Origin of the sequence: Sporofaciens musculi (assembly GCF_009830285.1) — a bacterium.
Lineage (GTDB): Bacteria > Bacillota > Clostridia > Lachnospirales > Lachnospiraceae > Sporofaciens > Sporofaciens musculi.
The window spans coordinates 1,032,673-1,045,953 of the sequence record NZ_WUQX01000001.1 but is presented as its reverse complement, the minus strand read 5'-3'; the positions used below and the strand labels follow the sequence as shown (position 1 = coordinate 1,045,953).

Sequence of the window (13,281 nt, the reverse complement as noted above, 5' to 3'; positions counted from 1 at the left end):
TCCAAATTAATCATTCTGTCAATGTTTCATCTTACCGTTTCCTTATTGCAGAGATTTTCCGGAATCCCGGCTGATGAGATCAAAAATCATCTCATCCTCCATCGCATCCAAATGTAGTGTATACTCATCTTCAGAGCAGTCTCTTAATATTGAAAACAATGCGCTAATCTGCACATTACTTAATTTTCTGTTTGCATTTTTCAGGCTTGCAGCATTAACCGTATAGTAAGTGGTCCCCCGTAGCATATCTGACAAACTGTTTAATAGTTTTCTTGTTTCTTCCGGCACATTTATTTTCTTCAGCGCTTCTGCCTCTATATGCATCTCGCCATTGTCTAATTTCAGCATATGCGCAAGCTGTTGTTCCTGTGAAGATTGAAGCTTTCCCCGATACACTATAATCTTATGTGCCGCCGGCGTCTTTTTCTCACCTGTTGATGTTGTCAGAACTAATCCAAGGCGACATTCCACCCTTTTATAGAAGAATGTCCGATGACGGAATTCCAGAGAGCAGATCTCTCCTAATTTATTATTTGCCAGAAAACAATACGCTATTCCCATCTGCGGCGATACAAAAAAACGTCCCTGATATCTTTTTTCAATTGGCTGCCCATACATATCCGTATCCTCCGTATCCAACGAAAAAAACGCGGAGCAATATGCCTGACTTTCTTTCTTTTTTGCAGACAATTCCAATCTTCCACGCAACAGTTTATCTTCCCGATAATCTGTGGCATAAAATAAAGTGTGGTAAGATCCCAGATAATTCTCAATCTCCGGCCTGTTCGGGTCTGTCACAAACGTACTCTGCGGCAAAAACGTCGTTTCTCTTTTTACTCTGTCGGGATGCACGATCTGGTTGATATCAATGTCTAATGCGTCGCAGATTGCCAATGCTGGATACAGCCCCATGGCTATCTTATGCGAAAGGATACGGGATAATTCAGACTGTGAAACCACATATCCTTTCTCTGCGCATATGTCTAGCAGAGCTTTTTGCTTCATCCGTTTTTCGGCCATCTTTTGCTCTATTACCGCCAATATTCTTTGGATGATCTGCTCCTTCTGTTTTTTTTCATTTTCCATGATTTTGTTGTTCCGTTTCCTCCAAATATGCTAATCTGCATTTTATTTTTTTAGACTGCACTGCGGCCAGCTTTTTGTAGCTTGTTTTATAATTTTTTATGCAAATATACATATTTTGTATGCACTTTTGCATATTTAAGGGGGATATATTAATTTGCAAGAGTTTACAATAAATATGGGTATAATTCAATAGATTTTTGGGAGTTCATTAGAATTAAGAAAATATTTTCAGTACATCTTTTAAGACTAATCTCGATCAAATATGTCTCTTGTATATACCTTGTCTTTCACATCGTCTAAATCTTTCGTATTATAACGATTTGCTATAATTGCATGGCTCTGTTGTTTAAATCCATTCAAATCATTGATAACTGCGCTCCCGAAAAATGTTGTTCCATCTTCAAGTGTCGGTTCATAGATAATAACCTTTACCCCTTTAGATTTCATTCGCTTCATTACCCCTTGAATACTACTCTGTCGAAAATTGTCGCTATTACTTTTCATTGTAAGACGATACACACCTATTACAATTTCTTGCTCCATGGCTGGATTATATGAGTCTGACTCGCCATATGCTCCGGCAAGCGCAAGCACACGATCCGCGATAAAATCCTTTCTTGTCCGGTTACTTTCTACTATAGCGCTCATAATATTCTGGGGAACATCTGAAAAATTAGCTAACAGCTGCTTGCTATCTTTAGGAAGACAATAGCCGCCATATCCAAAAGATGGATTGTTATAAAAGTCTCCAATACGCGGATCCATACATACGCCCTTAATTACATCTTTTGTATTCAAATCCTTTGATTCACAATATGTATCAAGCTCATTAAAATAAGCCACTCGCATACTTAAAAAGCAATTTGCAAAAAGTTTCGTACATTCTGCTTCTGTCACACCTGTAAAGAGTGTGTCAATATCCTTTTTCACCGCGCCTTCCTTCAAAAGCTCTGCAAAAAATTCTGCCTTTGTTTTGGTTCTATCATCACATCCAACAATAATCCGAGATGGATACAGATTATCATACAACGCTTTTGATTCACGCAGAAATTCAGGACTGAAAATAATATTATCTGTTTCATATTTTTTACGAAGTAATTCTGTGTAACCTACTGGAATTGTCGATTTTATTACAATAGTCGGCTTTAAACGATTATTTTCTGTCGCTTTTATAATCATTTCTACTACAGCTTCTACTGCACGTGTATCAAAAAAATTTTCTTTTGGATCATAATTTGTCGGAGCTGTAATAACGATAAAATCCGAAGTTGCATAAGCTTGAACTGCCGGGTTATTAGACATTAATTCACCTGTATTCAAAACAGCCGTAAGATCTAGTGATTCTTCGGATAAGTATTTTTCTATGTACTCATCCTGTATCGGAGAAATACGATTGTTAATCATCACGACTTTTTCTGGTATGATATCTACAGCCGTTACATGATTATGTTGAGATAAAAGAACGGCCATTGAAAGGCCAACATAACCGGTTCCGGCGATTGTTATATTTGTTTTTGACATAGTTCTATTACTCCTGTACTTTTTAATCAGATTACGTGCTTTACTTGATATGATAAACAATACTGCTGCAAGGCATTTTCTTTATAGACCATAAAGCAATATAATATGACAAATAGGCAATGATGCCTAAACTATTTTCTACCCCCCCCCATGTCAAACTGCCATTATCAGAAATTTTATGTGCTGGCACCCCTGCTATTGCTATATTTTTTTCTTCAAAAGATTTATTTACAACTGCATTGGCTCCAACGGCAATTCCATCTGCGATTTTTGCTTTACCTAAGATAGTTGCACCCACCCCTATAACTACATTATTACCTATTATTGGCGTGTCATCGTTATTTCCTCCCGCAACAAAAGAAGTCATAATATGTATCTTTACATTTTCGCCCATTTGAACTCTGCCATTGACTAATATAGGACCCAAATGCATAATTCTAAGCCCCTTTCCACAGACATTGGGAAAAATATGAATACCAGTTTTGTTCATTTTATGATTCAGGCGGATTCGGCTAAATACATAACGCACTTTATGTCCTGCATTTAGATGGTATTCTGTAATTCGCAATCGTCTTTGGTAGTTCCAAAGAATAGAATCCTCAAATCCTCCTATCAGCCGCAGAAAATATTTAAAAAAAGAAGCCTCCTTCAGGTAATTTTTCCGTTCTTCTGATAGCCAATCTTCTAAATCTTGTTTTTTTTCTATCATGTATTATTCCTTTCATTTATCCAATTCCAACATTTTATTTAAATTAGAATGTGAATTATTGTTACTAATTTTTCTGGCAGGCACCCCCCATGTTGTACCCTGTTCATCTATAGATTTGACCACCACGGCATTAGCCCCAATCGCCACATCATCTGCAATATGAATATCACCAATAATTTTTGCTCCTGTAGCAATAAACACATTATTTCCAATTTGAGGTGCATTATTAGAGCCATTTGTAGCTCCTATGGTAACCCCTTCATGAATACGGCAATTCCTTCCTATTCTCGCCATGTTATTCACAACGATTGTACCTTTGTGTGCAACAGAAAGACCTTTTTCAAAGACTCCAACCGGAAAAAAGAATCCACATTTTATAGCAAGTCGGGCCCCTATCATTCTATTCCATGTAGCTGCCGGAAGAAACACCAACCGCTTTAGTCCTTTTAAGGACATATAGTACTCTTTTTTCCTCAGACAAACAATATTTTTCCATATATCATCTCCTAACAGATGAGGTGTAAGAGATTCTCTACCATTTGCTTTAGCATCTTGCATTAAATATTCATATAGCTCCTCTTTATTTTTTATCATCATCACATTCCCTTCTCCTATATTAGGGTTTTAATGTCTCAGCTTGTAAATATATGCCCATACCATTCGCGGATATAATACTAAAATTATAATAATGTAGAAATCATTTTTTCTAATGTCTCAAAAGCCACTTTCGGCCCAAAATGTCTTATTATATGATTCTGGAACATCTTAACATTTGAAATATATCGCTCTTGCGCATACTCTAAAGCACGCTCAACTTCTTGCCCCCATTTTTCCACATCCGAACCGTCTACAACCCAGCTGCCGAGTTCTTCTGGATAATACATCTGAGTGAAATCATACCTGCTTACTAGGCAGGGAACCCCGCTCTGTGCGGATCTGGTAATATTTATCAATCCCGATACTCGGTAAGTGATCAAAGGCATCAAGACAAGATATGCGCCAGCCATCAGCAAATAATATTCGTCAGGAGAAATAGAATAGTATACCTTTACATTTTCTGGCACATCATCCACTTTCGATTTAAAATCATGTTCTAACGCGCAACATACAAAGGAAAGTGTCGGAAACCTGATGGCTATCTGCATCACGAGGCCCCAGTCCCTGTTTGCCATTCCTCCGGTAAATATGTATCTCCCACCATTCTTTTTATAACATGGCTCAACAAAATCAACCGTTGTGTCATATATATCCGGAATGTAATAAATATTATCCCCACTCGCCAGATGAAACTTTTCCAGATATTTTTGCTTCGAGTCTAACGCATTTACAGTAATCAACACATTTTTATTCTGGAACTGCTTCCTATCCAGATACTCCCAATATGACTTTTTATCCCTTGGTGTCAGCCAGTTCATGGATATTATCTTCCGTCTGTTGCCCAATGTCATACTCATGAAATTGATGAACCCAGCAGTAAAATCCGACCAACTGATAATAATATCATTTTCCTTGCTCTTTAAAATAGCTTTGAAAGCATGAGTGAGAATGCGGTAATAATACCTCATTTTCCCCCTAACCCCATCTTGGCACATCACATTAACATATAATTTTGTTTCAATGATCTCAAAATCATATCCTCGTTCTCTTAAGACATCTTCAAGCCATTGCTTATCGTTCTGGCCTGAAGGGCAATTAAATAACAAAAATAATTTTGACATAACATAATCCTACCTTTTAATAATGCCGTGTTATCGCATCCTATGTTTGGTTATTTTCTTAATTGTGTCTCATATCTTAGCCCCTATCGACGTTATAATTATGATATGCATCTGAGACAAAGCAGTATTAGCCGATTTCCTGTAAAACTCCGCTAAGATCACTAAAGATACCCGTGTGCTTATTTAAATTTGTCATTCATTAGAAAACTCGCTCTATCAAAGATCTAAATATTCGTTTTAACAAATCTTCCATCTTAATACATAGGGATGGAATACGAAGAATCTTGAATATCCATCTGCGAATATTTTCTGAAACCATACCCAGAAAATACCCCCCACGCTCAAAATGATAATAATAAAAAGAAAAATACCAGATTTATCCACCTGAGTCAGAAAAATTCTGCCTATAACATACTCACGGATCAACGGTTCCTCATGAAGCAAATATACGCCAAAAGAAGCACCGCTTAAAGTTAAAATTAATTTACGATATTTTTCCTTTACCTCAATTTTTGAAAAACATAGTAAAAGACAAATTGAACCAATTAAAATTGTTGGAGAATTATATGATATCAACCATTCGTCAAATAATATAATACCGGTCAATTCGACAGAAACTTTCCGAATAATAATTCTGCTTAGCCATGTTACACAGCATAAAATAAGATAGCACCATCCATAATACTTATAATTATAGCGATCCAAAAATGTATTATGATTTTTTCTAAAAAGAGCTCCTATCACATAAAGCAGGCAAAGCCATATAGTTGAATATCCTCTATTAAGTCCACCAATATCATAATAAAACATTGTGGGGAAAACAGAATACAGCATAACACATAGTATAATCAACATCTTTCCATGGAACTCATCGATAATCGAAACAACTATATCCATATACGGCATCAGAAAAAACATAAGAAAATATGACGAAAAATACCAATAAACGTTATAAGATATAGGAAATACTGCTTTGAAAACCGTTTTTGCCGTCACCAACTCAGCTGCAAATAAGGAAAATATAAATGTAACGCTTAACGTATAAAACATGACCTGTACGGCTAACCCAATAATATGCCTGTACTTATGCTTTGACCCATAGCCAATATAACCTGATATCAAAGCAAAGCAATCAACACCTCCATAACATAAAATCCTTAGTATCCATAAAACTTCACATTGAACTGTATCTGGCTTCACTGACTCTATAATGCCTCCATGTCCTAAGATATGATGGAGCAAAATCATTACCATTGATAGTATTCTCATCATATCTATGCCATAATTTCTGGATGATCTGTCAATTTCAACATATCCCATATCTAATACCTCTCTAATTAATGAGCTTCTGCTCAGGGAGCGATAATAAATCTCCAAGCTTACTGTCATGTTCATTTTCTCTAAATTCCATAAATCCGCTACATGGCGAGAAAGTCAGTTCAGAAAAATAGATCTGTCCTCTAATGACATACATATCAACTCTTATAAACGGAATTGCTCCGGCAAGACATTTTGCAATCTGCTTCATATCATCAAATAACATGGGCCTTGGTGGTATTTCTTCAAACTGCTTAAAATCGGTTCTTTGAAAGGGTGTTTTTTTCCAATCAAGATCCAAAAATGTCATTTCTGCAGTTGAATGATTTTCCAGTCCTTTAGAAATATATAAAAATTGTGGTTTCCCATTAAAACAAAAAAACTTATAATCCATTAAGGATTTATCATATCCACTATGCTCCTTAGGAACATGAACTATGGAATTGTTATTAAGCGATCTCTCATGTACCCATAAAACATAATTATCTCTCAAAATACCCCCCCCCCTTCGGGAGAGTTATCCAATCCCCAAACTTACGGTCCCACTCTTGTGGCTCAAACGGCGTCATTCCACTCCAGTGATAAAAGGTAATTTCTCCAAAATAAGATCTTCCATTTACCTCATAAAAATCAACTCTTGCGTTTGGAAGATTTTCTGCTATCTTTGATGCAAGCTGCTTCATCTCCATAAATGTCTCAGGTTTTTTCGGAATGACATTGGAATTAGGATGTCCGTTCGTCAAAGGAAGGTGTCTGTATTCCATATCGAAAAAATCAAATTTAGTTTCATCTCCTTTTTTAAACCGATCAGTTGCGATAAACATAGCCTTAACTACTCCATTAAACACAAAAAACTTGTAATCGCGAAGTTCCTCTGTGTTTTTGTCTTCCATATATTTCTCGGCAATGATTCTCGGCTGCACATCTTTGTACGGCCATTCACGTCCAAACCGATAGTAATTCGTCCTAAGACTTTTGCTTAATTTCTTTTTTGCTTTACTTTTATCCAACTTTGTTTTATCTCTGACAATAACAAGCCCTCCCGAATCATGTGTACATTTCAATACGAACTTATTAGGCAGGGTATCAAAATCAATGTCCTCGAACCTATCCCATACCCCCAAAGTGGGTATGATATACTGTTTTCCAATTTTATCGGCAACATATTCTTTGACGGCATATTTATCAACCATCTTCGTATACTCCGGTTTCCTGTCGTATAACTTTAACCATTGCAGTTTCTCATTAAAAGTTTTTGGATTGGCTAAATCTGGATAATATCCCATCCTTGTCTTAAACTTGTGATATAAATATTTTTCGTCTGTATCAAAAGGCATCAATCCTCTCGCTGCAAAGAAAACATATAAATAGTCAGGATCAAAAAATCTAAACATATGCGTCATCCTTTTCTTTTAGCTTTTCAGAAAATCATTCAATTCTTCTGGTGTACCTAACACGTGAACTTTAGATGAATCAACAACACTCATGGTGACAGTAAGTTTCTTTTTAATCATATGATTGTAAAGTGGCGCAATGTACTTTTCGTTCTTTTCTATATGTGAATCATCACTATAATATTCCTCATACATTTCCTTGTACAATGCCGCTGATGAAAAATAATATGCTCCCAATGTGCAATAATCTGATATCCTTTGCTTTTCCCTAACCTCTGTAACGACCCCCATGTCATCCGTCTTAACAAAACTCCAATGTACCCCTTCTGCATGAAAACAAGGAATATGTCCATCACCTGAAATATCATCATATTTCAGATGGAAAGGCTCCACATATGTGTCTATATTATAAACCAAAATTGCATTATTAGAATTGCAATGTGAAATTGCAATCATACAAGTAGCAGCCTGTCCGGCCGTTATGTGATTAATCTCAATGATTTCAATATTATCTATTCCATTTTTTTGACATTTTTTTCTAATAAACTCTTCCGCATTATCATCGTCCCTTACTACAAAAACATATTTATCAACATGTTCATTGTACCCCTTAAGACTATCCATACTCCATTCAAATAATGTTTTTCCTTTCGCTTCAATCTGATATTTAGGGCAAGTATATCCTGCCTTATGGAATCTAGTCCCCATACCAGCCATAGTTATAATAATTGTTATATCTTTTTCCATCATTACTCCTGACTTTATCTATTCTGATTTTTCTCTGGATTTTGTACAAATTTGGTTCAATTCTTCTACTGAACAATTCAAGAATTCATTCGGACGTATGGTTCGATCATCGACGTAAAATCCTTTATGTCCGGGCCAAGGTTTTCCATATATAATTTCATCATATGGAATATCCCATTTATCAAGCCATTCAAGGAGTATTTTTGCTGTGTTTTTATTGATTAAGCCAAGGTTTCCTTGATAAGAATTCATATTTCTGGATGTAAAAAGTACAATTTTAGCCCCATTATCTCTATAATATCTCAACTTCTCCACAATATTTCCATAAGGAATAAGATCCTCGTATTTCTCATCCTTTTCTTTTATCGGACATATAGTGCCGTCAATATCAAATATAAATGAGTATTCCTTAAACATATCTACTCCTTTCCGTATTTTAATCCGTAACATTGATAACTCTATTCAAAATTTCAACTCCGGTAGCCAACATTACCATCTGATGTGACAAATTCTCTTTATGAAGGGGGATCATACTCAAAAAAAGTAATGCTTCTATTAACTCAATTTTTCTCAATTTATCTCCAATTTCTGACTTGAAAGAATCAAGAAATAATTCGTATAAATCAAACGCCCTTGGAGATTCTATAATTTCGTATGATATGACGGCATCTTCACTTGAATACTCCACCTTAAAAGCATCTTTTATGATATAGTCATATTTCCCATCAATACTGTGAAATAATTTTGCAAGCTCATATCGCCTATCGCCATATATATCAAATTTTCCAAATTTTCCTCGTGGATCTATTATCTTCACAAATGAATAATTACTGTCAACCATTATGTTAGAAAAACACAAATCCCCATGTATGATACAAAATTTGTCGCTATCAAATAAAAGCTTTGGAATCTTTTCTTTCAAAATATCTAATATATAATCCATCCCTTTATACTTGATTTTATTAATTGTCATGCTTTTTCAAAAAATGAAATGAATTCTGAACTTTTTTTCAGTTCATTTACTCTCTCTATTGTTTTATTGATATATATATCAGATAATGAATCAAGTATCCCCTCACCCTGAACACTATACCTTGAAAAGTCCTGTAATACAAAACGAATTCTTTTAAATATATCGCTCCACTGATTTCGATTTAGATCACCATAAAGATACAATTCATGTATTGTATGGTACGCATAGTACTCCATAGAAATATAGGGCATAGAATAATCCGTCGAATATTCAAATATTCTAGGACGAACATACTCCACATCCGACGGCAACTTAAGGTACCATTTAATTTCATCTATAAACTTTTCTATATTGTCACTGGTTTTTCTTAATATCCCGCGATTTTTGTCAATGCTAATATGATTAAATTCCCTCGCGTTTACCTCAAGTTTGGAACTATAATATTTATCCGCATGGCCAATATCAAGCCAATGGTCTGTATAGACAAATGAAAAAGGATGACGTCGGCTATATATCTGCAATGCTGTATAAAAGCTGCTGATATCCGTTATAGGATTATCAAATGCATATTCAAGGCTCTCCCTAAAATCCTTTACATTAGAAATCCGAAATACTCCCACAAAGAGCTTCTTCTGAATCTTTTCAGCAATATTTATCTTATCATATATTTGGGTCAGAATGCCTTCTTCTTCTTCAAAAAAAGTCCATGTAGATGAAACGTCATCCAACGCGCAAAATATGGCATCTGTGTTCTTGTCATATACGTCTTCCAATACAATTGTATCACCAAAATTTATCACCACCGTTTCCTGTTCATCTTTCAAGGCCACGTAAACCGTATGACCTAAATCCGATATAGTATCAAGGTTCATGATATCAACTTTGTTTGAATCATATCTGGAAAGCGCCTTGTAGAGCAGACCGCAGTTTTCCCCACCAATAACAGTAAACCTAGAATCGACATTTCTATACTGATTATAAATATAGTCAAATACAATTCTCTGGTTTACAGGATAAATAACTGCCGGTAACTTACCGATTTTCTGAAGCTCCTCTGGAATCAATTTTGCACTTGGAATTATAACATCTAACATTTGTGTTCACATCCTTCCAACCATTGTTTTTTGCAAAACGTTCATAGCTATTATCATAAATAAGATTACCACAATATAATGAAAACCAACTGGAAAAGTCCCAGTTATAAGTTAGTCCATTCTCTGGTGACGCACCGTCATGTAATTCACCTTCTGCAACCGATTCATCATATCTCAATAAATATTTATGCCAATATGCCCCCAATTCCTGTCTGGAAACTACAATAAACCTCTCTTTTACTATTCTCCAATATTCTTCTACTGATATTTCAGGTCTTTTCCCCAACGTTCTTTCCAAGAAGCTTAATACAAGTTCCGATTCTGCTCCCATGTTGTTCTCAATCTGCTCTTTCCAAGAATATTCTTTCTGTTTCATAATCTCTCTGTGCGCCCTTTTATCCAAATTAAAGGAATCCATCGGATGTGACCAGTATTGAATCATATCATCAACCTGACCGTAATTGAACTGATCGGCTAGCCAGAATGGTTTAAACATACTATTCATGATTTCTGATCCGGCCACAATTCTATACTTCTGACAATGTTCAGAATCTTCAAGCGGAAACTGGATGACTAAATTATACAAATAATGAATTAATTCACGTTTATAAAAACGGTAATCACATCTTGTCTTAAATATAAATTCACGTCCTTCGGCTTTTGCCCTTTTTAAACCTGCAACAGTAGTTGTAACCTGATAATTAACATTTAAAAGTCCGCTATGCGAAGGATATTCGCTAAGAACAACAATACAGTTTTTTTTTTCTCTAATTTTTTTATAAGATGTTCATTCTCAGACGCCCAAGTAGAAACAACAACAAGAACTCCTGGATAGAGCTTGTTATACACCTTCAAAGTCTCCAATGTGAACTCGTCCTCTAAAACTCCCTGCATAATTATTGCGCTCTTACGATAAATTTCATCCACTCTCGCCAAGGTATAGATATCATCAGCCTTCTTCGGTCTCCTCTTTATTGAATAAAAATATTGCGTTTTTGATTCCATTATCTCCATACCCCTTTTTAAGGTATTCATAACAGCTTCTTCTTTCATATTCAACCGCGCTGTCAACCGAAAAGGCAAGAGAATAATCTCTCTAGCAAATTCTTTCATATTTGTCTTTATATTCATATGTTTATATTCTCCCTTATCATCAATAAATCAAATCTTTGTAATTTCCACAACTTTCTTAACGATATACAATAATTCAATACGATAAAACAAAAAAGAAAGAAACACCTGTGCCACACTAACTATAACAAAAACTTCTCCGGCTAATAAAATAAGAGCCAGATAACCTTGAGGCTCCCCAATAATTACATAACTGAAATAGGTCATTAAAAGGGAAAATAACCATGAAAACAGCACATAAATCATATCTTTTTTCCACTTTTTAAAAATGACATATTTATTAACAAAATGTATCATTTCTAACGTCCGATACAGTAATGCAATGGTTGTCGCAACTAGAACCCCATATATATCGAACTTAACTGCCAGTGCAACCGATAAGACTAAATTAATCATCATCTCCATAACAGCGGCAAGCGCTGTTTCTTTGAAATGTCCCGTCGTATTAATTCCCAATACCTCCGGCCATCTGACGGTTTCCAGATACATGGCAGATACAAATAGTAAAGGGAGAATCTTATCCACATAGTTTATGTCGTGAAATGTCGAAGTATAAAGCTTTAAAAATGGCAATGTCATAATCCCTGCAGTTGCCATAACTGTTACTGTAAGATACCTGTAAACCACAGCAAAAAGCTTATACATGTTTCCAAATCTCTCTCTGTCTTCATAATATAGCTGCCCAAATGATGCGTTCAAACTATTAGATATTCCTTTTAGAACCTGCGATAATTGAACATAGATCATATTATATACAGTGTACACACTCACCACTTTTAGATTTGTAAACAACGTCAACACAAGTACATCTATGTGTGAAAAAATGGTTGCTGTAACCATATGAACCATTGCGTATTTTTTTTTGCTGATTGCAAGTTCATCCGGTTTCGCCGACAAATCAAGTTTTTTATATCGGTGTTTTATATAAACAAGTATGATAAACATCTGCAATACACTGATAAAAGCACTTACAATCTGAACAGCCAGCACATTGAATCCCAAAATAATCAATACCGCTTTTGATAGATTAGTTGCCAGATTAATAACCAATGTTAATGTATTCAAAACGTATGCACGATTATCCGCATTTAGAAGAATAGTATACTTTCCCTGAAAAAAATATCGAAGCGCTGAAGGCAAGGCAGATAATAAGATCAATACAACTACAAGCAAATAACTGATTTCTGACTCCACACAAACCGGATACAAGATTGCCAAAATGCATACAATTAAAAAAAAAAATATGCCAGTCCTCTTGTAAAATTTATCAGTTGCCGCAAGTATACCGTTTATATCATCTTGTTTTTTTTCTTTAATTGCCTTATACAATGCCTGAGTAGAAGCACTTCCTACCCCCGCTTCAAGCAAATTAATGTATATTAGTATATTGCTTATGGAAGATAAAAGTCCATTTACCTCTGAACCAAACGAATCTATATACAGTTTAGGTAGTATGATACCAATAATTAATGTGACTACTTTGCTAAACATATCTGAAATTATATTAATGGCTGATCTTTTTTACTCATTTTCAAATTCCCTACAATAAAGATCTTCTAATCTTTTCACAATACGTTTAATATCCCATTCC

General features: G+C 35.2%; 15 protein-coding genes. All 15 read right to left on the bottom strand.

The window, feature by feature from the left end; all coding sequences use genetic code 11:
• Nucleotides 1-42: 42 nt before the first annotated feature.
• Nucleotides 43-1,086 (bottom strand): helix-turn-helix domain-containing protein, encoded by a 1,044-nt coding sequence (locus tag GN277_RS05200; protein WP_159750131.1) that lies wholly within the window; start codon nt 1,084-1,086, stop codon nt 43-45.
• A 246-nt stretch (nt 1,087-1,332) separates the two neighbouring features.
• Nucleotides 1,333-2,607: a nucleotide sugar dehydrogenase gene (locus GN277_RS05195; protein WP_159750130.1), complete on the bottom strand. Its 1,275-nt coding sequence runs from the start codon at nt 2,605-2,607 to the stop codon at nt 1,333-1,335.
• A 40-nt stretch (nt 2,608-2,647) separates the two neighbouring features.
• The gene (locus GN277_RS05190; protein WP_204162705.1) at nt 2,648-3,316 is read right to left on the bottom strand and encodes a serine O-acetyltransferase; all 669 of its coding nucleotides are present in this window, start codon (nt 3,314-3,316) and stop codon (nt 2,648-2,650) included.
• Nucleotides 3,317-3,328: 12 nt separating this feature from the next.
• Nucleotides 3,329-3,913 carry a serine O-acetyltransferase gene (locus GN277_RS05185; protein ID WP_244324960.1) on the bottom strand — a complete coding sequence of 195 codons (585 nt, stop codon included), beginning with the start codon at nt 3,911-3,913 and terminating at the stop codon, nt 3,329-3,331.
• Between the two features lie 83 nt (nt 3,914-3,996).
• Complete coding sequence (locus GN277_RS05180; RefSeq protein ID WP_159750129.1) at nt 3,997-5,034, bottom strand: glycosyltransferase family protein; 1,038 nt, start codon at nt 5,032-5,034, stop codon at nt 3,997-3,999.
• Nucleotides 5,035-5,271: 237 nt separating this feature from the next.
• On the bottom strand, nt 5,272-6,354 hold the full coding sequence (locus GN277_RS05175; RefSeq protein ID WP_159750128.1) for an acyltransferase family protein: 1,083 nt from the start codon (nt 6,352-6,354) through the stop codon (nt 5,272-5,274).
• A gap of 13 nt (nt 6,355-6,367) precedes the next feature.
• Nucleotides 6,368-6,844 (bottom strand): ATP-grasp fold amidoligase family protein, encoded by a 477-nt coding sequence (locus GN277_RS05170; RefSeq protein WP_159750127.1) that lies wholly within the window; start codon nt 6,842-6,844, stop codon nt 6,368-6,370.
• Nucleotides 6,834-7,688: an ATP-grasp fold amidoligase family protein gene (locus GN277_RS05165; protein WP_204162812.1), complete on the bottom strand. Its 855-nt coding sequence runs from the start codon at nt 7,686-7,688 to the stop codon at nt 6,834-6,836. Before GN277_RS05165 ends, GN277_RS05170 begins: the two co-directional genes overlap by 11 nt.
• A gap of 75 nt (nt 7,689-7,763) precedes the next feature.
• Nucleotides 7,764-8,495 (bottom strand): glycosyltransferase family 2 protein, encoded by a 732-nt coding sequence (locus GN277_RS05160; RefSeq protein WP_322101247.1) that lies wholly within the window; start codon nt 8,493-8,495, stop codon nt 7,764-7,766.
• 15 nt (nt 8,496-8,510) lie between these two features.
• A complete protein-coding gene (locus GN277_RS05155) occupies nt 8,511-8,909 on the bottom strand; it encodes an HAD family hydrolase (protein ID WP_159750125.1) in 399 nt (132 codons plus the stop codon).
• A gap of 19 nt (nt 8,910-8,928) precedes the next feature.
• Complete coding sequence (locus GN277_RS29950; protein ID WP_244324611.1) at nt 8,929-9,435, bottom strand: aminoglycoside phosphotransferase family protein; 507 nt, start codon at nt 9,433-9,435, stop codon at nt 8,929-8,931.
• Between the two features lie 26 nt (nt 9,436-9,461).
• The gene (locus tag GN277_RS05150; RefSeq protein ID WP_244324610.1) at nt 9,462-10,559 is read right to left on the bottom strand and encodes a hypothetical protein; all 1,098 of its coding nucleotides are present in this window, start codon (nt 10,557-10,559) and stop codon (nt 9,462-9,464) included.
• Nucleotides 10,498-11,310 (bottom strand): WavE lipopolysaccharide synthesis family protein, encoded by an 813-nt coding sequence (locus GN277_RS05145; protein WP_244324959.1) that lies wholly within the window; start codon nt 11,308-11,310, stop codon nt 10,498-10,500. The genes GN277_RS05150 and GN277_RS05145 overlap by 62 nt, the downstream gene beginning before the upstream one ends.
• On the bottom strand, nt 11,268-11,612 hold the full coding sequence (locus tag GN277_RS05140; protein ID WP_204162704.1) for a hypothetical protein: 345 nt from the start codon (nt 11,610-11,612) through the stop codon (nt 11,268-11,270). Before GN277_RS05140 ends, GN277_RS05145 begins: the two co-directional genes overlap by 43 nt.
• 108 nt (nt 11,613-11,720) lie before the next feature.
• Nucleotides 11,721-13,181 (bottom strand): polysaccharide biosynthesis C-terminal domain-containing protein, encoded by a 1,461-nt coding sequence (locus GN277_RS05135; protein ID WP_159750123.1) that lies wholly within the window; start codon nt 13,179-13,181, stop codon nt 11,721-11,723.
• Nucleotides 13,182-13,281: the final 100 nt, after the last annotated feature.